The 24,959-nt window shown below is 46.7% G+C and carries 23 protein-coding genes and 1 pseudogene; 7 read left to right on the plus strand and 17 right to left on the minus strand.

The window, feature by feature from the left end:
* Positions 1-3: 3 nt before the first annotated feature.
* From AACX38_RS01830 to AACX38_RS01845, 4 genes are all read right to left on the minus strand, one after another.
* Entirely contained in the window at positions 4-591 is a 588-nt protein-coding gene (locus tag AACX38_RS01830; protein ID WP_228863439.1) for a VRR-NUC domain-containing protein, read from the minus strand.
* 331 nt (positions 592-922) lie between these two features.
* A complete protein-coding gene (locus AACX38_RS01835; RefSeq protein ID WP_228863440.1) occupies positions 923-1,195 on the minus strand; it encodes a hypothetical protein in 273 nt (90 codons plus the stop codon).
* Positions 1,195-1,683 carry an olxA gene (locus AACX38_RS01840; protein WP_339385648.1) on the minus strand — a complete coding sequence of 163 codons (489 nt, stop codon included), beginning with the start codon at positions 1,681-1,683 and terminating at the stop codon, positions 1,195-1,197. Before AACX38_RS01840 ends, AACX38_RS01835 begins: the two co-directional genes overlap by 1 nt.
* On the minus strand, positions 1,683-8,402 hold the full coding sequence (locus AACX38_RS01845; RefSeq protein WP_228863441.1) for an SNF2-related protein: 6,720 nt from the start codon (positions 8,400-8,402) through the stop codon (positions 1,683-1,685). The genes AACX38_RS01840 and AACX38_RS01845 overlap by 1 nt, the downstream gene beginning before the upstream one ends.
* A gap of 78 nt (positions 8,403-8,480) precedes the next feature.
* Between AACX38_RS01845 and AACX38_RS01850 the strand changes: the two genes are divergently transcribed.
* Positions 8,481-10,169 (plus strand): phage portal protein, encoded by a 1,689-nt coding sequence (locus tag AACX38_RS01850; RefSeq protein ID WP_228863442.1) that lies wholly within the window; start codon positions 8,481-8,483, stop codon positions 10,167-10,169.
* A 31-nt stretch (positions 10,170-10,200) separates the two neighbouring features.
* On the plus strand, positions 10,201-11,232 hold the full coding sequence (locus AACX38_RS01855) for a head processing protein (RefSeq protein ID WP_228863443.1): 1,032 nt from the start codon (positions 10,201-10,203) through the stop codon (positions 11,230-11,232).
* Positions 11,233-11,400: 168 nt separating this feature from the next.
* Here the strand turns inward: AACX38_RS01855 and AACX38_RS01860 are convergent, their stop codons facing one another.
* Positions 11,401-11,598 (minus strand): host cell division inhibitor Icd-like protein, encoded by a 198-nt coding sequence (locus tag AACX38_RS01860; RefSeq protein WP_228863444.1) that lies wholly within the window; start codon positions 11,596-11,598, stop codon positions 11,401-11,403.
* Positions 11,595-11,756 carry a hypothetical protein gene (locus tag AACX38_RS01865; protein WP_228863445.1) on the minus strand — a complete coding sequence of 54 codons (162 nt, stop codon included), beginning with the start codon at positions 11,754-11,756 and terminating at the stop codon, positions 11,595-11,597. The genes AACX38_RS01860 and AACX38_RS01865 overlap by 4 nt, the downstream gene beginning before the upstream one ends.
* 461 nt (positions 11,757-12,217) lie before the next feature.
* Between AACX38_RS01865 and AACX38_RS01870 the strand changes: the two genes are divergently transcribed.
* Genes AACX38_RS01870 through AACX38_RS01885 form a run of 4 tightly spaced genes read left to right on the plus strand, consistent with a single transcriptional unit; the run spans position 12,218 to position 14,827 of the window.
* Positions 12,218-13,153 carry a hypothetical protein gene (locus AACX38_RS01870; protein ID WP_228863446.1) on the plus strand — a complete coding sequence of 312 codons (936 nt, stop codon included), beginning with the start codon at positions 12,218-12,220 and terminating at the stop codon, positions 13,151-13,153.
* Positions 13,154-13,209: 56 nt separating this feature from the next.
* A complete protein-coding gene (locus AACX38_RS01875; protein WP_228863447.1) occupies positions 13,210-13,461 on the plus strand; it encodes a type II toxin-antitoxin system Phd/YefM family antitoxin in 252 nt (83 codons plus the stop codon).
* Positions 13,458-13,745, plus strand: coding sequence for a type II toxin-antitoxin system RelE family toxin (locus AACX38_RS01880; RefSeq protein ID WP_228863448.1), 288 nt, complete (start codon positions 13,458-13,460; stop codon positions 13,743-13,745). Before AACX38_RS01875 ends, AACX38_RS01880 begins: the two co-directional genes overlap by 4 nt.
* Before the next feature lie 47 nt (positions 13,746-13,792).
* Positions 13,793-14,827 (plus strand): plasmid replication protein, encoded by a 1,035-nt coding sequence (locus AACX38_RS01885; protein WP_228863449.1) that lies wholly within the window; start codon positions 13,793-13,795, stop codon positions 14,825-14,827.
* A gap of 683 nt (positions 14,828-15,510) precedes the next feature.
* Here the strand turns inward: AACX38_RS01885 and AACX38_RS01890 are convergent.
* From AACX38_RS01890 to AACX38_RS01930, 9 genes are all read right to left on the minus strand, one after another.
* Positions 15,511-16,014 (minus strand): TIGR02594 family protein, encoded by a 504-nt coding sequence (locus AACX38_RS01890; RefSeq protein WP_228863450.1) that lies wholly within the window; start codon positions 16,012-16,014, stop codon positions 15,511-15,513.
* A 130-nt stretch (positions 16,015-16,144) separates the two neighbouring features.
* On the minus strand, positions 16,145-16,468 hold the full coding sequence (locus tag AACX38_RS01895) for a hypothetical protein (protein WP_228863451.1): 324 nt from the start codon (positions 16,466-16,468) through the stop codon (positions 16,145-16,147).
* Positions 16,455-18,578: a hypothetical protein gene (locus AACX38_RS01900; protein ID WP_228863452.1), complete on the minus strand. Its 2,124-nt coding sequence runs from the start codon at positions 18,576-18,578 to the stop codon at positions 16,455-16,457. The genes AACX38_RS01895 and AACX38_RS01900 overlap by 14 nt, the downstream gene beginning before the upstream one ends.
* Before the next feature lie 53 nt (positions 18,579-18,631).
* Positions 18,632-19,015 (minus strand): hypothetical protein, encoded by a 384-nt coding sequence (locus AACX38_RS01905; RefSeq protein WP_228863453.1) that lies wholly within the window; start codon positions 19,013-19,015, stop codon positions 18,632-18,634.
* A 1-nt stretch (position 19,016) separates the two neighbouring features.
* A complete protein-coding gene (darA, locus tag AACX38_RS01910; RefSeq protein WP_228863454.1) occupies positions 19,017-20,174 on the minus strand; it encodes an antirestriction phage head protein DarA in 1,158 nt (385 codons plus the stop codon).
* The gene (locus AACX38_RS01915; protein ID WP_228863455.1) at positions 20,171-20,803 is read right to left on the minus strand and encodes a defense against restriction DarA-related protein; all 633 of its coding nucleotides are present in this window, start codon (positions 20,801-20,803) and stop codon (positions 20,171-20,173) included. Before AACX38_RS01915 ends, darA begins: the two co-directional genes overlap by 4 nt.
* The gene (locus tag AACX38_RS01920) at positions 20,794-21,234 is read right to left on the minus strand and encodes a lysis protein (protein WP_228863456.1); all 441 of its coding nucleotides are present in this window, start codon (positions 21,232-21,234) and stop codon (positions 20,794-20,796) included. Before AACX38_RS01920 ends, AACX38_RS01915 begins: the two co-directional genes overlap by 10 nt.
* Positions 21,231-21,536 carry a holin gene (locus tag AACX38_RS01925; RefSeq protein ID WP_228863457.1) on the minus strand — a complete coding sequence of 102 codons (306 nt, stop codon included), beginning with the start codon at positions 21,534-21,536 and terminating at the stop codon, positions 21,231-21,233. Before AACX38_RS01925 ends, AACX38_RS01920 begins: the two co-directional genes overlap by 4 nt.
* A 680-nt stretch (positions 21,537-22,216) precedes the next feature.
* Complete coding sequence (locus tag AACX38_RS01930) at positions 22,217-22,435, minus strand: hypothetical protein (RefSeq protein ID WP_228863458.1); 219 nt, start codon at positions 22,433-22,435, stop codon at positions 22,217-22,219.
* 42 nt (positions 22,436-22,477) lie between these two features.
* Between AACX38_RS01930 and AACX38_RS01935 the strand changes: the two genes are divergently transcribed.
* Complete coding sequence (locus tag AACX38_RS01935; protein ID WP_228863459.1) at positions 22,478-22,723, plus strand: hypothetical protein; 246 nt, start codon at positions 22,478-22,480, stop codon at positions 22,721-22,723.
* 66 nt (positions 22,724-22,789) lie between these two features.
* Here AACX38_RS01935 and AACX38_RS01940 read toward each other — a convergent pair whose 3' ends face one another.
* Together AACX38_RS01940 and AACX38_RS01945 are read right to left on the minus strand one after the other, a co-directional pair.
* Positions 22,790-23,302 carry a tail fiber assembly protein gene (locus AACX38_RS01940; RefSeq protein ID WP_228863460.1) on the minus strand — a complete coding sequence of 171 codons (513 nt, stop codon included), beginning with the start codon at positions 23,300-23,302 and terminating at the stop codon, positions 22,790-22,792.
* A 96-nt stretch (positions 23,303-23,398) separates the two neighbouring features.
* Positions 23,399-24,959, minus strand: a pseudogene (locus AACX38_RS01945) (hypothetical protein); the annotation flags it as partial.

A 24,959-nucleotide genomic window follows, 5' to 3' on the forward strand; every position in this document is an offset into this window, starting at 1 on the left:
TGTTTACCCCTTCCACAAATGATCATTTTTATGCGCTGATAGCGTTGCCCCAGCCGCTAAACACCAATACTGCATTACCACCTCAATGGCTTCATGCTCGCCATAGACAACGACACAGTAAAAACCATCCTCAGATAACGTATTCAACCATTGTTTTTGCTCTTCAGACGGTTTGTTAGCCCCGTGTTTGAACTCAAGACGCATTCCGTGGTAACACCCCCTGGCTAAATCTAACGACACATCGGGATATCCCTTTCGTTGACCTTCCGCTCTCAGATGCTCACCGGTTTTTTTATGGCGTAATCCGCCGTTCGGCGTCGAATGCAAACGTTTATAAATATCTGGTGCATTCATCTCGCAATGATGGAAAAAACGCACTTGCGCGTAATGTTCATGGTTGCCTTTCAGCAATTCCGGTTTTTTTGACAATCGTTCTAAAGCTACTGCATGTGGGGAACGCACACTGTTATTGAGTTTATCCCAACGAACAGAGGCATCAGTGGTGAGGTTTTTTTTGCCCTTTATGGGTTGTCTTTTCTTCTTCGTCCTTGCGCAATAGTCGCTATACCATTCCTCGGAAGCCCTTAGCATTCTCACTCCAAAAACATTTTCTAATTCAAATCAGTTAACAGTGAAGTGGCATACCCATCGAACAAGATAGAAAACGGATGCTTTCTTGAAAGGTTCATCTTGTTTTTTTACAGAATAAATATCGACCTAAAAATGACAGTATCGTATTCAGCAATTTAAAATCTTAATTGTTCGCGTTCCGTTTTATGGTAATGCCTATACGCACAAAACCCGCCTCAAAGACGGGTTTTAACTCAGTGCATAAAATAGATTACAAACGCCTTTCATTAATTAGATTCTAAACATTTTTTTAAAAACATCAAACAATATATACAACTTTTTCATATAGATACTAAACATTGTTATAAATTGATTCTAATCTTTTTATATTATAATTTAGGATATCATCCCATTCCTGCATTTCGCACTCCCTCACCAGCCCCACCTTAACGCCATTCGACGGCCGGATAATCCAACCCCAGTTATCGGGGTGTTTCTTATTCCTGAGTTCAAATACTTTCAGAGAATAACTAAAATTCAGGAGATACCCTCGCTTATCAGCAAGGCTCACTAACTCATCCCGTGTGTAGTGCCTTTTTTTAACCGTCTTCTGAACGTTATTCATCATCTCCCCCTAGACAGGATCAATGCTTCCACATCCTCATCGTTGCTGAACCACCAATACGGCTCCGTATCCTCAGCGTCATCATTCACATCAAGCAGATGATCCGCTGAATAAATTAATCCCCTTTCAAAGCGCTCATACGAATAGAGATGCGCTGCCACCACAATCAACGCCGGGCGGCTCATGGTGTAAATCGCGGCCACATCCGTGTCAACTAGCACCCCCAATGCCTTCTCTCCCTGGGCGATAATCAGTGATTTCATACTCGGCCACCACGCCCCAAAAGAACGATACAACCGGGGTTCTGCCTGTAATCGGGTAATCAGGTTTTTAATATAGAACGCAACATACTCTTTTTCTGTTTTTGTCCCGATAGCCTCGGCCAGTACGGTTTCCAGATAGGCTTCTGAGGGCTGAATTGTGTCAATTAATGTCGTCATTGATTTTAAAGCGCCCTCGCAGGGCGCAGCTCCTAGTAAAGTCGTCATTATTCATACCGTTGAATCACCGATAGGATATCATCAAGTGCATGGATTTTCGAAATCAGCCACCAGCTACCGGCCAGCTCCTCACTCGGATTACGGCCATTGTAGTATTTTGCGCTGAAATCCGCTTTCAGATCGTCTTTTGCCGCAAACAGTGCGCCGTCTTTGCCTCGCATATCATTAAAACAGTAACAGCCATCAGGCGCATAGTCATAGCGGTTCGCGCCTTTGCCACCCTTAATCGCAGTGCTGTTAGTTTTCACTACAAGATTGTTTTCCAACTGCGCTGCTCGCATTTCTTGCGCTTCTTTTTCGATTTGGGCTTTTTCGGCGTGGGCTTTATCAGCATCCTCCTGAGAAATCAGGCCCGCTTTAACCTTGATGTTATCCCATAATCCGTCTTCATAACGTGCTCGGTTGTAATGCTTATCAATCGCCGCCACCAGTTCTTTACGTTGCTGAACGTCCAAGAAATGGGATTCCGTAATGTCATGTTCTTCAACAAACCCCAAAGCAACCGCATCAGCAAAAAGATTGGCGAAATCCGTTGTAAATACCCCACTAGATTGAAAGTAATTACCATCAAAACCATGATAGCTCGTAAAACCTTGAACACGCTCTACCACGGTTGCCAGATTCGCGTTTAACGCGGATTTAAACACCCGATAGGCGTTATGCGCTTCCACTTTGCCCTGAGCTGCCACCGTATCGTTTATGCGCGTTGCCATTACCTGACATTGCTGAGTAAATTCCCTCTCAAAATCAGCCTTATTTCGGTACTGGGGAGGCGCACGGAATGAATAACTCGGCAGCTCTCGCTGTAAAAAAAACGCAGCATCGTAATAACCATTCATCAGAAAAGCCGATACCTGAGATAGACCTGTGCCTGACAGATTGGCGTTTTTGTTACGATATTCTTCTACTTTGCGGGAGAGATATTCAGCAACCCGTTCAGTAACCAATGACGGGCTGGCCGTTTCGCCATAACTGTCGATTGCTGTTCTATAGTCAGAACCAAACAAGGCGATTAAGAAATTTTTAGACACAGCACCAGAGAACGCCTTTCGGTAATGCTCTGCCACGTTGGTTTTCAACACATCATCGTTGGAATCAGGATAAACGATCTTATCCGCATTCTCGCTCAACCAGTTTACAGGCAATTGCGACACCTTAAAGGCGTCAAAGCCCTTACTACCTCGGTAAAACACGTCATAATCATTAAAGATTAATTCGCCAGATTTAAGGTAAGCATAAAATTGCTGTTGGTTAAGGCGTGATGCTACCTCTCTTATCTTTACCCCACCAAACATCCATATTTTTAATTCCAGCTCACTTTCGGAAAAATCAGCTTCAGCTCTTAAAGACGTGACTTTAAGAGGCACAGCATTATTAAATTCAGCATCATTGCGCTCACTCCATAACTGATCGACGGTGGCGATACCAGTATCAATGTTGATGGCCTTCACCCGCACCAAAAACTGCGCAAAGTAAAGAGAACCATGACGATATGGCATCCGGCAATGATAAACCCGACCCGTGCGGAACACGCGCTTATCTTTAGCGATATAATATTCAGCCCCATGCTCCAGAATATCTGGCTCCACATCCAGATAACCGGCATCAATGGCGTGTTTAATCTCTGGCCGTAATCGTTTAATTAAACTCTCTGATTTACGTATACGAATTAACATACGTTCCAGCTTGGCGATGGCATCCGTATATTGGGCTATCTTTTCTCTGAGGTGTTTTTGCAATTCCGGTGATTGATAATATTCCCCCTTCAGATCTGTTTTTGCTTTCTCGATTTCTGCCTGATAATCCTTGATGGTCTTTTCAACCGACTGAGAATCCCCTTTACTGGCGTGTTTCGCCTTCAGATAATTAGCCAAATCAATCTCGGCGCGTTGTTTGGCCTTGGCCTTGGCGAGGGCTTCCGCTTTTTCGATTTGCTCACGGCGAACCCGTTCACGCTCTTCCGGATCGGCGGCTAACAGTAAGCGCATTTCCTCCGCACTGTTGGCATCGGCATTTGCCATGATTGCGGCATCCGATGTCAGAATCTCCTTGATCCAGTTGGCCTTGCGCTCCAGCGTATCCAGACGAAACTCATCAAATGACCCCTGCCCACAATAGTAATACGCTTCCACACGGGCCGCACTGGAACCCACGCGCGCCCCACGCCCGTTGCGTTGATTCAGTGAAGCGGGTGTCCAAGGTAACGTTAAATGGTGCATCGCTGTCGTGCCAATATGCAGGTTAATCCCCACTTCCGCCTTCTTATTACAAATGATGATCGGGGTTCGGCCTTCGTTGTAATCGGCGGCGATTTTTTCTATCCCCCCCAATGAAATTTCGTTCTGGGCGGCCACATACTCATCGAACGCCGCTTTTTGCGTATAATATTTATCCAACTGGTCGGGTGTCGCGTCTTCTCTCGGCTCGGCCGGACGTTTGACCTTTTTCAGCTTTTTCGTGTTGGATTTTGCCGCCTGAGTCACCGTCGTGGCGTTCAGAATACCGATTTCTTCCCGCTTCATGCCTAGCGCCTGAGCAATGATGCGGCGCAGTTTTTCATGCTGGGTTTTTTCATCCGAAAAGATGATTTGCTTACCGCCGCCCACCATACATTTTTTCAGGTTAGCAATTAACTTGGAGTATTTTGGCGGAATAGGGTGCGTAATATCATCTTCATTCAACCCAAACAGGGATAAACGACTAATCACGTCCTTTTCATAGAGTTCAGAGACAACCAGAGAAACAAATTTCCCCTCTGAGCGCACGATGGCCTCTGAACTGGCCGTGAGGGTTTCGTCTTCATCTTCATCTTCATCCGTCTCGGTGACACTGAGCGGCAAATCATCGCGCAACGCTTTCACAGCATTCAGGTGAGCATGATCAAAGCGGAAGGTGATGGTGCGATTATATAAATCCGGATCGGTACATACCCTGTCCATATCCCGGATAATCGCAAAGATAGAATCAGCGGGCTTGTCTTCTTCCTCGCTGCCTGCTTCTTTGCCTTTGGATAACGCATCAGCCCGCTGGCGCAGTTCTTCATAAACGGCCTGCTGATAGGCCGTCATCGGCACCGATTCAGTGCGGGGATCTACCGTTGGGATGGCGACTTCGTTGGACACATCCTTCGCATCTTTCAATGTCGCCCATCGATGAAAGAGGCCGCGTAATCCGTCCAGATTCTGAAAGCCGACCAAGCCTAATTTGGTTTCAATCTCCCCCGATATTTTTTGCACCTGCACGGATTCGGTCATGCCGAACACCTTCACGAAGTCGTCCGGCGTATAAATCCCCATGCGCTGCCATTCGTCCATCGGGATAACATGAGACAGCATATTGAAGGCATCAATCGGACTGTTAACCAGCGGCGTGGCCGTCAGCATGACCGAACCACGGCCATTATTATTTTTCATCAGATACGCATTTTTGACCGCCATATCGCGGGCCGATTTAGCCAGTGCCGACGTGGGTAAATAGGCCAGCATCGATGCCTCGCGCCCGGCAGAATAACTGTTGCGATAGTTATGACCTTCGTCAATGATCGCATTATCAAATCCCATATCTTCAAAATAGGGATAATCCTGCTTTTTCTGACTGCCGGTGTTACTGCCATCGGCGAGAATGCGGTTTTTCTTTTGCGCATCCTTGTGTTTTTGCCCATCCAGATTGACGCGACCGGCTTCGGCATGAGCAAAAAGCAAATCATAGGCATTGTCCCTGATCGTCTCTTCCCTCAACGGAATAGCCGCATACTGCTCTTTGGTCATGACCACCGCACGATAGTTCGATTGCGGGATCTGGTTCATTCGCTCTTTAATGGTTTCGTTGCTGGCGATTTTGATACCGTTACGGTAAAGCTGTTTACCGGTTTTCTTATCCACCACCGGCTGACCTTTCTCATTCAGTACCGGCACCAGACGGTGATTGCCCTCATCATCAAACAGCTCATCGAGGCCGACAAACAGAAAGCCTTTTAAGGCTTCTTTGCTGTAGAACGACTGGGCTTCATGATACCAGTTTTCCAGCACCGCTTTCGGCACCACAATCGGTGTGCGTTTGCTGCGGCCATTCTCGAAGTTATAGGCTTCCAAAGCCAGACCGGTGGTGGTCTTCCCTAATCCCGTCCCAAAGCCCAGTACGCCCCGGCCATCTTCTGACAGCCGTCTGACTTCCGCATTCTGATAACCGAAGGGCGTGCGTTTGCCTGAAATTCCACTGAGATTCAGGCTGGCCGCCGAATGCTCATACGGGATATAGGCATTGAACGCATCGTTGTACTGCTGAACCAGATTATCGACTTCATCATGCTGTTTAATCCAGACATTGAAATCCTCTTCCAGTCGTTTGATCCGTTCCAGATACACGGCCTCGTTCTGTCCGCGTGGCTTGATGCCGTTGAGGTAATTTTCCAGCTGGTCAGCAAACCCGTCTTTGCCTCTGACGCGTTTGTATTGGGGGGTTTTTGCGCCGGTTTCTTTGTCTGTGGTTATCACGGTTTTATAACGGTAGCCCGTGAAAACCCCATGTTTGCCGCGATAAGCCAGATCGGACACTAGCTGACCGTCCTCAACCTCGACTTTTTCAATGTACTTCAGCGCGTCATAGCCTTGCTCCTGTAAAAATTCCAGAATTAGGCGGCGATCCATCCAACGTGCATTTAACGAAAACGAGATGTTATCGACTGCCGTCCATTTTCGTTTATTTTTGATTTCCACCAGTTGACGCAGATAATTTTCTTTCACGGCCCCCTCACGGGTATGAGGTAAAACGGCCAGAATCTGGCGGTTCATCAACCCGATATCCCCGCTGGTGGCTCTGTCCAGCGGTAAGACGTTACCGTCAGCGGAAATCGCTACCCCGTCTTTACCGGCAAGCCAGTCCAGCAATGCGTCATCATCCGGCGGTAACGCCCCCGTGTAATGGGCACGAAATTCAGCTAACGTCACCGGATCTAAATCAATCTGGTTAAACAGGTGACGAATGACCGCTTCCGGATCGGTGCTGTCGTGCGCATCCTGAACACCGACATCTAACGTTCCTTGTATCAGATCAGACAACTGCCCGTCTTTGGTCACACTGGCCTTGAATTTGAGCCAGTCTGCTGCCCCCGCACCGGATACCGTGACACGCCGCCCACTGTGGGGATTCGCCCCCCGATCCAACTCACTTTTGATGAGCTGTTCGACCTGAGTCCGCACCGTTTCCAGCTGTTCGCCCGCTGTACCGGATGCGATCAGATCCTGCATCACCGCAATGCGTTTCCCAATGATAGAGCCGCGATAGGTCTTTTCGCGCACGGAAGGCGATTGTGTCCGGGAAAAGGTGATAATACTGCGGTATTCGGGGGACAGGGTTTCAGGGTAGTCGGTGGCAATCGCCGACACCTGCTCAAACGTAAGGCTCAGTAACCCTTCCGGTGTCGAAAGGCGATCCGACAACTCGTTATAACTGGTGACACCGTAACGATCCGGATTCAGTTTCGTGGTCTTTGCGCCCGCATCGTATACCAGACGGCCCGACTCCATCTGATACCAGCGGCCGTTGATAAACCGTTTTTCGCCCTCCGCCATCGGGGAGAATGCCGGCGCGATCAGGTTCAGCGCGTCCCAATCAATGCGGGAATCAAACTTATGAGCCAGATTGCGCTTCATTTCGCTGGCAGTGATCTGGTCATTTTTCACCACCAGCCGTTTAAATTTCCCGCTGCCTTCTATGCTGGACTCGCCGTGTTGGAATTTCCGGCCTTCCCGCTCAAACCATTTCCCGGCAAGATACGTTTCCCATAACACATTTGCGGATTTCAGCGCAGACTCATCAGCCATCAGGATTTTTTCGGCCAGATCGACGGGGTGCTTTCTCAATACCCAGACATCCACGGCGGTGGCGGTGCCGTTCTCTTCAAAGGTGCCTGACGGCAGACGGTGCGCCCCCAGAAATTCGGCTTTACGCGAAACTTGTTCCCGTAATTTGGTGTACGTTTTGCCGCTGGTCATCCCGTAAGGCACCACAATACAGGCCAGTCCGTTCGGCTTAATTTTGTCCAGAATACGCAGCACAAAATACACGCCCACGTTTTTGACGTCGGCATACGCCGGATCGAGATTGGCAAATCCCCCCCGGCTGGCCCCGAAGGGCACGTTACCCAAGCAGCTATCAAAGTAATCATCGGGGGTATTGGCGGCCAGTTTTTCAAATGGGGAAACAGACACCTGATCTTCCGGGTGCAACAGCTGGTTGATACGACCGGATACCTCACTGATTTCTGTCGCGGTACAAATTACGCCTTTGGGTTTGGTTTCCTGAAAAACGCCGGTGGCCGCTGAAGGTTCCAGCATATTGCCGGTATCGGCACCATAGGCTTTCATCATCTCCCACATGCCCGCCGCCACATGCTGGGGGGTATAATACTCATACTCCGAACCGCCGATCCCCCCCTGCCCCGTGTAGCCCGCCAGCGTCTGGCGCTGCGCTTCCGTCAGTTTGTAGCCGTCAACATCCGGTGGCAGTGAATCCAGCAACGCAATGGCATCGGCATTGGCCTGTTTGCGGGTTCTTTCCAGGCTGACCCCCGCTGTTTTGGTCACGCCAAAGACAGCCGGTGATCGTGTCAATGAGGCCGAACGGATCACGCTAATCAGTTCAGCAATGCTGGTCACACCCAGAAACAACGAGGTGCCGTTGTGTGTAGAGGTTAATTTCTCGCCCAAGGTTCACGTCCGTAAATAAAGGTTTATTAGAATTGGCGATTCTAGTAAACCTTTAATTAATGACTGGCGGTAATAACAGTGAAATCCAAAACGTCGTGGTCACCAATAGACATTCTGCGCAAATTACTGCCCGCACATTCTGAGCAGGATGATTTGCACGGCGTCCCTATCGCAGGCAGCAATGGCGCTATCGTTTCCCGTTCGGGAATGGCGCTCTATCCCACGCCCAATAAACAGGACGATACCGAGGTGTTCACCGCCACCGGTGACGAGATCAAGGCCAGTGCGCAACTGCCGGAAGAACGGCTGTCCAGATACGCCATTTTAAGCATGATGGCAAAATCGCCCACCGTGGCCGCAGCGCTGAACATTCATATCGCCAATGCCCTGAGCATGGATAAACAATCCCGATCCATCATTACCATTGAGCCGAAAGACATCGCGGATAAAGCCCTCAGTGCGCAGTGTAAAGCCCTGCAAGGCGATCTGGGGACGTTAATCAATGCCAACCTGCCCAACTGGGCACGTATCATGACGGTGTTTGGCACGGCCTATATCCGCCCCTATGCGGAAAAAGGGAAAGGCATCATTGCGCTGGAAAGCGATTACCACACCCTGCCCCATTTTGTGCAGGAATTTGTGCGCGGCGGTCAGCTGGCCGGATTTACCGGCGAGTTTTTACTGCATCCGGAGACGTATCAACGCGTCATGGCGCAACCGTGGGATCTCATCGCCATGAAACTCCCAACGTGGGTGCCCAGTTATGACCATCGACCGATGATTTATGGCAGCAAGGGATTTAGCCTGCTGGCGTCCATCGGTGAATCACCGTTAAGAGAAACCCAAAATTACGGGAGCAGTTTTCTTGAACACGCCTATGAAGCCTTTGTGAATCTGTGTGATGCCCTGAAAGCGCTGAAAGCCACCCGAAACAATGCGGCCAAAGTTGACCGCCTGGTTGCCTTAACCACCAATACCCTTGATCCGGTACAGGCGGCCAGTTACACCCGCGCCGTGACACAGGGATTAAAACGCAACGCAGTCGAAATCCAGCGCCGCATGATGAACGGCAACGCCCTGCCGACCGTCATGAACCATGTGATCCCCGTGATGAGTGACGGGAAAGGCGGCATCGTGATTGATACTCAAACCATCCCGGCCGACATCAACGGCATAGAAGATGTCATGTTTCACTTGCGCCAGCTGGCCGCCGCACTGGGTATCGATGCCACCATGCTGGGCTGGGCAGATCAGATGAGTGGCGGACTGGGGGAAGGGGGCTGGCAACAAACCTCAAGCAGCGCGGCCGAGCGCAGCGACTGGATACGACACGGGTGTACCGAGGCCATCTATCGCATTATTGATATTCACTGTGCCTACAAATACGGCAAGGTGTTTCCGCCCCATGACCGTCCCTATCAGATCACCTTTAATTCCCTGAATACCGCCATTCAGGAGCAGCGCAACCGCGAACTGGATAGCCGCGCCAACTACTCCGCACAAGTCGTGACGGTGGTCGATGCCCTGCTTAACAATCCGAAAATGAGTGGTTCGGACACCTTCATGCAGTACACCTTAGCCGACACGATGGAGATTGATCCCGATACCGCGCAGGCCATGATAAAAGAATTCAACGCCACGCCGGACGAAAAAGCGGACAACGACATGATGGAATCCGCCCCGGCCACCGGAGCCAGAACCGGACTCGATATCGACGCCATGAGCCATGACGAACTGAAAACCCTTGTTAAATTTATGACCCATTAAATCACCTTCATGCCAATGTGTAAGGAAAAAGATGAATAAGCTATTAACCGTCACCGACCGTTTTTCGGTGATTGACAACATTCGAAAACATACCCCCCAGAACGCCCGAAACTATGTGCTCAGCTCTGTTAAAGCCTCGCTGGAGAGCCAGGAAGTGAAAGAGCGGATAGCATTAGGGGAACTGTTCGGCTTTTATGGTCACGGTCGCCGTGAGGAATACTATAAGCGCACCGGCGAGCTGCGATTGCCCGAAACCAGTATTATCATGGTTGAGGGTAAGCCGGTGGCGTTAGATAACGTGCCCTCTAACCGCACGGTCGCGGTCAGCATTGATGATGCCGGGATAGTCAGTCACTCTCAGGAAATTTTAGACACGGACACCGGGCGCATCGTTCAAGGGATGGATCGCTCACGCGCCGGGGGCTGGAGTTGGGTAACAGGTGGCTCAGACAGCCCGTGGAAATCGGTGGTACGCCGTTTTTATGGCTTTGATTATGTGACGACCCCTAACTATATCAGCCTTGACCGTGAAATCATGATGTCGGAATCGGTTGCAGTCCGACAAAACCATATTGTTCAGGTCTTCGTGAACGCCGGATTTACCGAAAATGCCGCCATTGACCTCTGTGAGCATTTTGAAAAAATGCGTGAACGCGACATGATGATCGAATCTGTCAACCGCGCTCAGACTGCGGAAGGTGAGTTATTAATGCTATCCGGTCATGTCCTGGCACTCAATCAGAAAATCCAGTCGCAAGAGGCGATGCTGGAAGCCGTCCAGCGCAAAGAAACCCTGCGTCAGCATTACCTGCAATCCGCCATCGATAAATTGCCGGTGTTTCTGTCTGCGGCACAAAAACAGGCGATGTTAAGCATGGAAACGGAAGGCGATTTACAGACGGTGGAAGCCATTTTCGAATCTGTCGGGCAGGTGGATTTTGACCGGCTGCCATTAGGCCAGCGGACAGGCTATCAGCCCGCACCACATAAGCGCGCGGCTTCCTCACTCAGCCAAACCCCTATTTTTTCATTAAAGACTGAAAAGCCGCCAAAATTTAGCTAAATCGTCTGATACTGGTGGGTAATTATATATTATTGTGACAAAACTTGATCTTATCGATTTTGCTCATACACTGAATGAGCCAATTCAAGATATTTCCATCCGTTTTGTACAAAAGCCCAAAAAACCAACTTTACCGAGGTTTTTTGGGCTTTCTTCTTTCAGGCAGGATTAAGCATCGTGCCAGATAGGAACGTGCCCCGCATAGGCCGCAATATAGTGCGGTGCAATGATACGTCGGGCATCATCCAATGATGCCGCGATAACACTGACTCGCTCTGGACAAGATATCCTGACAGTACGCGGTTGGGCACAAAAAAGAAATTTATAGGACTTTGGGCGCAGATGTGTGCAATGACGATTAATCATGATGGAAAATTCTCTACAATGGTAAAGACATCACCACCATAGAGGCTCCAATCTCTGAATTGGCGGTGAGCTGAACGGAGTTTGGAGCTACCGGACATTGTAGAACCCGGCCAGCCTTTCGGCTGCTCCGTCCCGCCCACCATAATTTTGGTACGCAAAGGCACTGACACAAAAAAGACGCGGACGCGTCTGTGTCTCTACAATGATCTTCGAGGCTCCAATCTCGACAGTAGGATTGACTACTGCTTTATTAAAATAATCCTTTCCAAAGGTTCATGTCAACATTTCGTTAGTATTTTACAATGATCTAGAAATTAGATTCTAAATAAAAAACAAATAAAAAATTAAAAAAAACATTAAAAACAATAAAATAAAACCAAAAAATAAAAATAATCTAACTATTAAATTATTTCTATATTGATTTAATCATGAGATCGCGTGTAGGATCGCCCCGCGTTGCAGGCTTTGCCTATCACAACACTGTATTAAAAGCCAGTAAAAAATAGATAGGCAAAAAAAAGCGCCAGCTCACTACGCTGACGCTCTTCTTTTCACCTTTAAGGTGATGCTTTCTTGTTTGCAGCAAGAAAACCCATGAATATTTTATCGGAAACAAAATATGCAAGTTACTAAGGACAGTATAAACTCACGCAACCCATACATCAAGAAAAACGGGCAGATTTCGGGCTATGGCCTGAACCTGGTTATCAATTATTTACCGATTGAAATTCTTTCCCGTCCGGCCAAACAAATTTTATCGGTTGTCTCCGGCGTCGCTTCATCGACATCCGAATACAAGATCTACAAAACGAAACGCAACCTGAGCATGGAGTGCGGGACTTCCATTGCGACAGTCCGCCGTAACCTGAATAAAGCGGTATCCGCAGGGATCTTAACGAAAACCTATGTGTTTGATCCTGACGCCGGTCAACAAGCCACAGAATACAAATTTACAGATTCATTTCTGAGTGTTGCCCTTGATTGTATACAAGCAATAAAAGGGTTTGTACGTAAGGATATTCGAAAAATTATCCGCTGCATTGGTGACGTCTTTCAGGACAAATTTAAGTCGCTGTTATCCCCCCTCCCCCCCGATCAAAATGCACAGGGCACCCCCGATCAAAATGAGCGACAAAGAAAAGTAAGAACTTTAGACCAAGAAGAAAAACAAAAGAGTATGCCGGTTAAACCGGAACAATCTTCTGTCAATATAAAAACAAGTCAAACCGTTTTAGCCGAACGAGCAAAAACGAAAGCGCTCGACCATGCAGAAAGTGAGAATATCAAACATGCCGAACGCAGTGCATTACGGGAAAAACTAACTAATCTAGTTAAACGTCAAACGTTTTTATCATGCCGTTCTCAATCACGATCCACCAGCAATCACACTGGGGTAAGTGTTTCCTATCGTCACCGGATTGACCAAGAAGCGGAACAAGCGAGGCAGGAAACGGAATCACGCCTTGCAGCGGCAAAAGAAAGAGGATTTGATCCACTAAGTACCGTGCGTAATATCATGAATACGTATTTCACTCACCAAAAAGAGACTTGTTAACAGGTCTTAAAAGAACTAAGATAAGACTTATTAACTGGTCTTATTGTGAGGGGTTTATGCCAAACCAAATTTTGAGTGATACTACCGCAAGTATTAGCGAACTAAAGAAAAACCCAATGGCTACAGTGAATGCGGGTGCCGGTCATCCAGTCGCTATTCTGAATCGAAATCAACCCGCATTTTATTGTATACCCGCTGAACTCTATGAAATGATGCTTGATTTGATTGATGATCAAGAACTTACCAGATTAGTAAAAGAGCGCGAAAACCAACCGTTAATTGATTTTGATTTGGATAACTATCTGTGAGCTATAAGATAAAATTCAGGGAAGATGCGCTAAAAGAATGGAATAAGCTAGATCAAACGATTCAGAAACAGTTCGCTAAGAAACTGAAAAAATGCTGCGAAAACCCACGTATTCCATCCGCAAAACTACGAAGTATGCCAGATTGTTATAAGATCAAACTCCGAACATCTGGCTTTCGCTTGGTTTATCAAGTCATAGACGGGCAGCTGATAATTGTAGTAGTTGCCGTAGGAAAACGTGAACGTAGTGATGTTTATAACTTGGCTAGTGAGCGTTTACGATAGTTAATTTTTAATATTCGACTAATTTAGAGCATCTAAAAGGTACAGATATGGCTAGAAAAAACAAAGATAAGGATATAGAAACACTCAACGTAACCACATCTGTACAGATGAGCCTTTTTGAAATATTAGAATCTCCAGTTAAGAAAGACGATTACTCCAACACCATCGAACTTTATGATGCTCTACCCAAATATATTTGGGATCAACGAATACACGAAGATCTTTCTAACGCTATTGTTACTAGAGAATGCAACATCCGAGGACAACAGTTCACTATAAAAATCAAACCAGCAATTATAGAGAAGGATGATGGTCGCACTGTACTGATCTATGCTGGACAACGGGAAGAAATTCTTGAAGATGCTCTTAGAAAACTAGCTGTAAATGGTAACGGACACATTATTGAGGGGAAAGCAGGTGTAATGTTCACCCTGTACGAACTCAAGAAAGAGCTGTCAAAAATGGGGCATACATACAGCCTAACTGAAATTAAAGAAGCAATTCAAATTTGCCGTGGTGCAACTCTCGAATGTATAAGCAGTGATGGTGAGGCATTCATGAGTTCCAGTTTCTTTCCTATGGTGGGTTTGACTACTAGAGGTGAATTCAGGAAGAAAGGAGGCAATGCTAAATGCTATGTCCAATTTCATATTTTAGTGAATGAATCAATCATGAATTTGTCATTTCGCCAGTACAATTATAAAATAGGAATGCAAATTCGTTCCCCCTTAGCTCGATATATCTATAAACGTATGAGTCACTACTGGACTCAAGCACATGTAGATTCCCCTTATACGCCATCATTAATTAGCTTTTTAAGTCAAAGCCCCCGTGAATTAAGCCCACGGATGCCTGAGAACGTAAGAGCCATGAAAAATGCTCTTGATGTACTAATAAAGCAAGAGGTCATCAAAGATTACGATACCAACCAACTCTTAGAAGGTCGAAAGGTAATTGATGTTCGTTATACAATTAGGCCACACGAAGAGTTTGTAAAACAAGTAATGGCATCCAACAAGCGCAAAAAGCAAACCGAATTAAAAGTAACTTCCAACAAAATCAAAGATATTAATTCAGCTTAAATACCTGAGCTAGTATGTATCACGATATGTAGGAACGTTGCACGGTTAACAAGACGTATAAGCGAAAATAGACTCAATAAATCTAGTCAAAATGACACGATTTTCCAATGGTGACTCAATAAAGCCTGAAACTTATCCACATAATATGTGGATAAGTGCAATTTAGTATGTAGGTATGCTGCACGGTAATATGTAGGTATACTGCACGGTATAAAAATAAACCAAATAGAGATATGTAGGTATGCTGCACGGTTCCATAAACATATGGAAATTGTTACCGCATAGAGTCCGAAATAAAAATTTCGCACATAATCGAAATCAAAATATGTAGGTATGCTGCACGGATACTTCATTCTCAACATAAAATGTGGATGAAATCAGAAAATCTGTGGATTAAAATGTATAAATTCATGCTATATGTAGGTATGCTGCACGGTAATATGTAGGTATACTGCACGGTAATATGTAGGTATGCTGCACGATAAAAACATAAATAAATAAATAAATACAATTAATTAGATGTATTTATTTTATGTCTAACCTGTTTTTAGCCTTTGTTATCCTTTATACAGATCTTAAACTTTACTAATTAAATTAGATTAATAAATGTTCATTTTATTTTTTATAAAAATAATTACGCAACCTTATTAGATGTTACGTAATTACAAAACATGAAGTGAGAATTACACTTCACTTTCTGATCTATTAGCGATCATGACAGAAAGCAATCCACAGCTAATAGGTTCACCCACAGGCCAGCGATAACCCGACACTCTGGATCGCGGGAAAGATCGAATATTCACTTCATCGGACTGATTGCCGCCTAAAATCATCAAATCGCCGTTCTCAGCCACGCCAACCACAAAGCCTACGTGCCCCCCTCCCTGACGGGTAAAAACGGCTACACAGCCATAATAAGGCGCTTTTAAGGGTATTCCCCACGCAAGATAGGATTTTGCTGATTCAAATCGGCTGGATCGGATACCCACTCGCTCGAACATGGCCCCAACATAAGCCGCACACCACGGCGTTTCATCATCCCGAATGCCGCCGCGCTTAATCTCTTTCCACCATTGCAAAATATGGGGATGATGGTGATCACCTTTAATTTCATGTACCCCAATATATTTGTATCCTTCTTCGATCCATTTTGGGGTGTCTTCTTGCCTGATATTTTCTATTGTCATACCTTCCACCACAGATAATGATGCGTTAATATTCTGAATATCAGTTACCTATTGGGTGGCTACTCTCATGTGGGTTAAAAAGGGCGTTAATCGCCCTTTTTATTTTTGATGCGTTAATCCAGCACTTCGGTTAAAAACACACGCCGAAATGCTCAGCCTGTTCTTCTTCCCGTGCGATTTCCTCCAAGTGTTCTTCCCATTCAAGCGGTAGATCGAGATTAAATCCCATGACATTTAGTGCGGAATAAATATCTTCCGGACTGGCCTGCCCTGCTGAACAATTTGCCAATCCTGAGTGAGCAGGCAAAGAAGACACCAGACTGTTGATTTCCACCAACAACCGGAATTTGTCCCAACTTCCTTCTACTGTGTAAGCACTCATCTCATCAAAAACATCCGTCTCAAAGGTGATTTTCACTGAAATATCATCTTTGGAAAATTTAATAAATCTCATCGTAAACTCCTTTTATTGCGCCTATCGCAAACTCAATTAACCCGTCATTGTTCAGCATCGATGCTGCACCATTATTTTTGTCAAAGAGATATTCAAACGCACTTGATAACACTTCTGAAGAGTCAATGCTTTCAACCTTACCGTTACGACCATAAACTTTGCCAATGTAGGGTGAAGACAGACTATCACGAACGGCAATTTCATCTTTCCGATACCCATCGTTCCCCGTAGCATCACTCAATCGTATCAGTGGCGGCCTACCATCATCCAGTTTATGATTTTCCAGAAAGACTTTAACGACTTCCAATAGCTTTGGGTTCGAATATTCAAAGTGATGTCCCAGCTCATGAGCAAACGTTGCCCTTCGTGACTGGGGATTCAGTGCGATAGTCCCTGAGCGGCTGGCAAATGACCGGCCAGAACTTTTCAGCTTGATCTCTTTTAACGTCGAAATGCGGCCGCCCGCCAATCGATAAGCCCAACTCAGGTCAGCGTTGAATGCCCCCAGCCCATAGTTTGCGTCATAACGATTGATCAGGGTCTTTGAGATTTTAATACCTGCAATCCACGTTTCCGCCTCGGCATTTGTTGTCGGACTCAGTTCAGTTAACCGGATCACAGCCTGATTGAGACGCAGGCGGGTTGACTCAAGCAAGGGGTTAATTAATTTCGATATCTCATCACGCATTCCCCCATAGACGGTGTTCAACACTTGCTGATACCCATCGCCGTTGCAGCTTCCATACTTCATGCGCGAATTTTTCAGGGCAGTGATGATACGGTCAATACCGCGATCATATAAACCCGTTCCTGCCAATTGTGCTTTGAATTCTTGGGACATGGCTATGTTTTTGATAGCAGTCCGTTCAGCATCAAGCGCTTTATCAAAATTCGGCATAAAAGCCTGACCTGTCGCGATGATTTGTTCGTGGGCGGATTTCGCTGCATCTGGCGAGAGGGTTAATTCATTAGGGCGGGTGTTTGCATCCCGGTAAAGGGGCAACAATGCAGGAAAATCATCAGCGTCCGATAAAACCTCTATCCTTGCACTGCTTACCCAGCCACAAAAGACACGTTTTTGTTTCTTCTCCAAGAAAGGTTCTATTGCGTTGTACAACGCATTCGCGGATTCATAGCGTTCAATCGGGGTATTGGCAGACTGATAAGCCGAAAGATGAGCTTTGATATCAAAGCCCTTGCTATCAAAAACGACCTTTTTGATGAAATCTTCCCCAAACGCATACATGTTTTTGACGTGAAAGGCATCCGCAATACCGATGCTAAACAACTCCATGTGAGGGATATTGCTCTGAAATTCCGTTTTCGATTTTCCGATCACAGATTTGATAGCCTGAAGACCGGTATTGACGGGCACACGCCCTGCAATCATTCCTTTGAGCTGCTGACCAACCCATTTACCCAGCGTACCGCTGTTGCGCTCGGTGAAGCCCCGGATGTTTCGGATCAATTCACCAATCGATTTGGCCTGACTGAAAACGCCGATATGTCCGGTGGGGACACTTTCAAAGAATCCGGTCAATCTGTCTTTATCCGTGTTCTGAGTGTCCGGCCCGTTGCTGTCTTTGGCGAACTGGGCGCGATCCACTGCATCGAGGCGAACGCGGATCAGCACGGGACGTGCCATGTCTGCAATCAGGGTACGGTTTAAGCCGTATGTATTAGCATTCTCAAGCAGGTAATTTTTATAAGCGTCTGCATTCCCGCTGGCATACGCTTTGACGATCCCCATACTGCGGCCGTTGCCGGACTCAACAATATGGTCACGGCCAGTGATGGGCGCACCCTCACCGGATAACACTGAATCCGCCAGCTGTTCGGGCCGTAAATTTTTTGCAATCGTGTTCACCTGTAGTTGACTGGCGAAGCGCGTCCGATCCCGTGGTTGTAGTGCCTGTGGGTACGCGGTGTTGATCCGGCCATCCAGATGATGGGAAATGATGAGGTCTGCGGCTTCCACGATGTGAAAGGCGGTTCTGACCTTATCCCCGTTAAGGGTGTTCACGTAGGATACGCGGCCATACTCGGCATGGTTAACGGCATTTGCCTCCGACATGCTCGGTGGCTGAACTGGGGCTGTTGCGTGTGTCATGGGTATCCCTTCCTCAAATGGTTTGGTGTGGGTGGCTCTCTCTCATGGTGTTATCAGGCCGCTAACTGCTTGCCGGTTTTTTCCCACCAGCTATTTGCCCCGTCGCACACTTGCGGCATGGTGATGAAAGTCGTCACGTAGGGTTCAAGCTGTTCAAGGGTGGCAATAAATTCATCGGTATTTTGTTTCACGAACTGACCGGACAGATAGTCCGTCACAATCCGGGGGATCTCTGGCGTGGTCTGTGTCGGATCGGGGAATGTCTCATCTGCGGGTGTCGCAGGCACGGGAGATACGCCATAGCCTAACTTCGCCATGATAGCGGTGATTTCATCCTGAATATCCAGCTGGGTTAACGGGTCAGCCGTCACCAGCTGGCCTAACAAGTCCGACAGCTGATCCTGAAGGTCTAATATCTCAAGCGGGGATAAATTCATGTTACTGCCCCCCTGCCATTGCGGATTTGGCTATCGCCGCCAGCAGCCCTGACAGATGGTTCACCGCATCAGTGACCAGTCCTGAATTTTCGTCGTAAACTGTGGCGGCATTCAGGGCAGCAATGGCGGCGCGGGTTTGCGTCCGGATTGCTGCCAGCTCTTGGATGTTGTTACTCTCAAGATGCAGGAGGGATGTCAGGAATGTGATCGCCTCGGACGCGGCTTTGTCTACTTCGCGGGTTTCGTTTTCCGTCTCGTGGGTTGGGGTGCTGGTGGAGCCGGTCTCTGTTGGCGTCTGTTTCTGCGCCGCTTGGCTTTGCAATTGGGCCAGCTGACGGCGTAAGGTGTCGTTGATCTCAATCTGTCGATTCAAACGGGTCTGGAGTTTAGTCAGTTCAGCGTTTTTTGTTTCGGTGCCTTGCTGTAACTGATCCCCTTTTTCAATCAGGGCCACTTTTTGCTGTTCCAGTGCATCAGTACGCGCTAATTCTGCATCAATATCCGCTTTTATCTTCGCGGCGTTGGCTACCTGTCGCTGAAACTTAGCGGAATTGCGTTCGATCAGGTTTGACAGGGACTGGCACACTTGAGGCAGTGAAATATCCCGGCCGTTCATTGGTGCGACGACGTGAGACACATCCCGTTTGTTCAGCAAAAAACGAAAGGCGGTGAGCACATCCTCATTCTGAATGCGTCCGTTGCCGCTGGTGGGGCTGTGGAAAATGATGGAAACGCTTTGGCCGTCTGACAGGGGGATTTTCGCCGCCATCACCGGGATCGTGCCGACGCGACGGACACGACCAATTTCAGCCCCGCCAATCGCGGGCATTCCGCCCTCGGTATCGCCGTTATCGTTGGTTCCCGCCGTAATACCGGTGCCTGACAAGCCCTGATTCAGTTTGCGGATAAACGCGCGCATGGTCTGGGATAAACGCATTCGGGTAGTGGTAATGCTCTCGAACATGGCGGTATCACTGGCGATGCACTCCTGCCCTAAATAACCGTGCTCGATTTCATCCAGCGACACGCTTTCCAGCATTAAGTCTGCCCCGCTGCCTTGGAAAAGCGCATTGAACTGGTTTTCTGTCGGCGTACTGAGCATGAAATCAATTTTATCGATAACACGAAGGGCATTTTTAACCGAATAGTCAGCGATCATAGCGCTTCCTCCAGGTGGGCAATTTCTTCTTTAAGTTGTCGGGTCGTGGCTTGCTCTGAATTCAGCGCAGTACGGGTGCTTTCTAATGCGGACTCGGCTTTTGACAGGGTGTCTTGGCGCTGGGACAGGGTGTTATTTAACGTGGTAATGTCCGCTTCCATGTTGCTGGCCTTGTCTTTGGCTTCCTGCAAGCGTTGCGCGTTGGATTTCACTGCCGGTGTTCGGCTTTTCTTGGCGTCGTCCCGGTTTGCATTGGCTAACTTTTTGGCTAATGAACTGGCGAAGGCCGGTGCTGCGGCTTTGAAGGCGGCGGCTATCTGGCGGGTGAGATCGGGGAGGTTGCTGGGGGAGGTGAACGGGATCACTTTTCCGTTTAATTTCACGGCGGAAATGTCGCCGGTATTGTTGACCTGAATCGCCATTTCCTGCCCGTCTTCGGTGTGCAGGGAAAAGATTTTTGTCGGAATACCGTCTTTCTTTCGGGCGGTGTCTGCGCCTTCCAGTTTGACGATGCGACAATCCGCGCTGGCAAGGGCGGTCGTCAGTTTTTTTAATCCTTTCTCATTCAGCTGGTCGTAGTCAAGGACGGTATATTTTTTCCCATTCTGGGACATCATATTTAGAGCCATGATTGCTCTCCTAATTGGATTAAACACGATTTTTGTCGCTGGCTTTGGACAGGGAAAAGGCGATACAACGGATTCCAGCGACAGTTACCGTGTGTGATACGAACGTGGAGTTCCCACGCGCCAGAGGTGAGGTATTTTTTATCGATCAGCAGGTATTCTTCATTCACGCCTTTTTTGGAAATGTCTAAGGTACGGGGTTTGCCATTGATCACCGTGGTGGGGTTATTGGTGTCTCGCAGCCAATATTCGATTAACGCCCCTTTTAAGTGATTCACTTTGTTCTTAAACATCACCGGAAACGCAATGGCGCGACCGCGATCAATGGCCTCGCCCAGATTGAGGATAATGACTTGTTTGCGTTGAAAGACGATCCGGTCAATCACAGCCAAAGTCAGTGCAGCCGTTGTAATGACCGACGGCGATAACATCATTTTTTACTCCCGAATGTGTGATCAAATAGTTGAACTAATTTATTTTTAATGCCAGTCAGCAGCTCTTGTCCGTTATTGCTGGCCCCGATGACGGCAATGAACATCAGCGGTTCATCCCATTGTTGATGCAGTGCGAGAAAATACGCGACGAGTCCGGCACTCACTGACATGATCAGCTCCGTCAGCAAATCCATAACATCACCGGAAATACGTTTTTCACGCACGCCTTGCAGATAGACGCCAATGCCACTGAACACAGAAAAGGCCATTGCCAGTGCTAAAGCCTCTGTTTCTGGTTGCACTTAGCACGCTCCCCTATTGGAAATATGATGGCGGCAGAATAACAAACCTTTTCTTTGGGATTTAAATTGAGAATCGCTAATTTTTTAGTGGGTTACGAATGGTTTTGGTAATTAGCGTTAAATATAAAGTGAGCATTATTTTAATAAGATACAACTCACTGTTTTTATGAATATGACTTTAATGTTGAGGGTGTTTTTTTATATTCGGTGCGTTTTTTCATGATAAATAAATTATTAACTTTTGATAATGACATGATGCGGTAATATTTAATTGATTTGGTTAAAAATAACGGATAAGCTGGCGGCGTTTCTTTCTGTTAACTTTCGCTTGGTTTGTTGTTAACTGGAAAAATGTTGTGGTCACGTTAGAACCTTTATTGCGTTAAGCGAGTCCTGTTTTCATCAGGGACACGGGCACGAAAGCCAATCTTGTCCATTGGCTTTTTTGCTTGCTTCTTTTCTCTCTATTCCCGTTATTCATTTCAGATAATTCCCGTATAAAAAGGTTAAATTACATTCTTGCGGGTGTTTATTCACATTAAATCAATATTTGATTATTTATTGCTCATTGCGATCAATAATAAAAACAAAAAATAATCAGCTTTTTTTTGTTTATTTTGAAATATGCCTGTGAATTAGCGTCAAAAAACGAAGTTAATAATTTTCTATAAAACCTTGGTTTAGCGGAAACCCGTCACAAAGCCCTGAACGCCGTCCCCGGCGGGCGCACCGTCAACGGCAAACCGCTGACCGGCAATGTCTGGCTGGGTGCCGCCGATGTCGGCGCGTACAGCAAAGGCGAAACCTACAGTCGCGGTGAAGTCGATGCCCGTGTTAATGACGTCAGGAACGTTGCAAAAAGCAGAGTTCCGGGTTGGAGAAAAATTGGTACTATTCATTCTGACAGTTTTCGGTGGTCAATGGAGAAGGAATGTTACATTATGACATTCAGTGAAAATTGCCTAGGTAAGTATTTATTTTTTCATGGATATGCTTGGAAGTATAATAATCGTGACAATTCTTATTGTCAGGGAATGTTAATTCCTCCTGTTCCAGAAATTTGGATAACATTACCAGAAGCTTTTCTATGTAAAATCCATTCGGATGGGAAGACATTATCTGTACCTGTTGGTATAGGAACCCCATCAGGTAATCGACCATTAGATGTATATATTATAGACTTGTAACAAACAATCAAAAAATATTAATTATATATTGAATATATCTAAAACAGGGCATTATGCCCTGTTTTATTAGGGATGCTCAGGCCATTGAATATCAGATACAGCTGATATATCCAAAACCTCAACCGCTTCTACATAATCCAACCACTGATTTAATTTTTTTCGCTCAGTTTCAGAAATTCGCCCCATTAGCAATTTGGTTTGCAATAGTTGCATATTCTTCTGCGCATCTGAAATTAATGATTTTTTAAATTTTTCAGCGTCTAACTGAGCTTCTTTTAATAAAATTTCTTCACTTTTTTTAACTAACTCATCATTGACAACATGATACTGACTGATATCAAAATCTTCATTAAATTCAGTCTCCAGCACACTGGCATTATAGGGACACAAACGCGAAACATCTTTTGATGTTCTCACTATCGTTCCGTCCGAGTAATATTCTACTTTTAGCGTATCTTCCCGATATTTTTTCTGACATTCATACCAATCTTGACCATCATCGGAAATCAGGTAAATCACATTATTACCGAATTTAATATTATCCGGTTTATATTCTTTGAAATTTTTCATTTTTAGCATTAATAAATCTCATTACAAATATTTGGATATCCAATGTTATATTTTTCATAATTTTAAATAGTAAAAACTATTTATCATGATTAAATATTTTGTTCACTACCGACCATCACCACCACCACGAACTTCACGTCTTTCAATATCCCATGCGGTTGGTGTATGTCCATCATCTGCGATATTAACCCACTGACCGTTCATGAAATATTGAATTGCTGCAAATCTCTTTTTCTCCCACGCATCATTGCCATACAGACCACCTCTAAAATAGACATTTAAAAGCACTTCCCCTTTCAATCTACCACTATCATCAATTGCGTCTCTGTTACGTACTCGCCAACTGTATTTACCATCAGGCCCGATCCTATCACTTCCTTTATTGTGTACTCGCGTTTCTGATAATCTCATTCCCCCTACAGTATTCACAACTAACTTGTTAACATTATTAGCAACGTTCCTGACGTCATTAACACGGGCATCGACTTCACCGCGACTGTAGGTTTCGCCTTTGCTGTACGCGCCGACATCGGCGGCACCCAGCCAGACATTGCCGGTCAGCGGTTTGCCGTTGACGGTACGCCCGCCGGGGACGGCATCCAGTGCCCGGTTACGGGCTTCTGCTAAACCAAGGTTATTAATAAAGGCTTCTTTATTTGGAATGTCAGCTCCGTTCTGTGATTTTTCGAGACGGTTGCTGGCGTTATTATTAGCGTTGTTAGCGGCGGCTTGTGCATTATTGGCGACGTTCCTGACATCCGTTACACGGCTATCAGTTTCCCCCCGACTGTACGTTTCCCCTTTGCTGTACGCACCGATATCGGCGGCATTCAGTGCAATATCCCCTGTCAACGATTTACCATTCACCTTACGGCCGGAGGGCACGCGGCCATTGGCGTTATTATTAGCGTTGTTGGCGGTAGCTTGTGCTGCATTGGCAACGTTCCTGACATCCGTTACACGACTATCGATTTCGCCACGGCTGTATGTTTCCCCCTTGCTGTAAGCCCCGACATCGGCGGCATTTAATGCAATATCGCCTGCCAACGGTTTACCGTTGACGGTGCGACCGGAGGGTACGCGGCCATTGGCGTTATTATTGGCATTATTAGCGGCAGTCTGCGCCGCATTTGCCAGTGCCTTAGCATCATTGACATGCTTGTCTGTCTCGCCCTTGCTGTAGGCCCCAACATCGGTAGCGCTTAATGCGATATCGCTCGACAACGGTTTGCCATTTACTTTACGACCAGCCGGAACACGGCCGTTGGCATTATTATTAGCGTTGTTCGCGGCGGTTTGTGCGGTGTTGGCGACGTTTCGGATATCATTTACACGACTATCGACTTCGCCTCTGCTGTATGTCTCACCCTTGCTGTAAGCCCCGACATCGGCAGAATTTAATGCAATGTCGCCAGACAGGGGTTTACCGTTAACAGTGCGGCCAGACGGTACACGGCCATTGGCGTTATTATTGGCATTGTTCGCGGCAGTCTGCGCTGCATTTGCCAGTGCCTTGGCGTCATTGACGTGCTTGTCTGTTTCGCCTTTGCTGTAGGCCCCGACATCGGCAGAATTTAATGCAATGTCGCCAGACAGGGGTTTACCGTTAACAGTGCGGCCAGACGGTACACGGCCATTGGCGTTATTATTGGCATTGTTCGCGGCA

The sequence above is a fragment of the Xenorhabdus sp. PB30.3 genome (assembly GCF_963895965.1).
GTDB classification, from domain to species: Bacteria; Pseudomonadota; Gammaproteobacteria; order Enterobacterales; family Enterobacteriaceae; genus Xenorhabdus; species Xenorhabdus stockiae.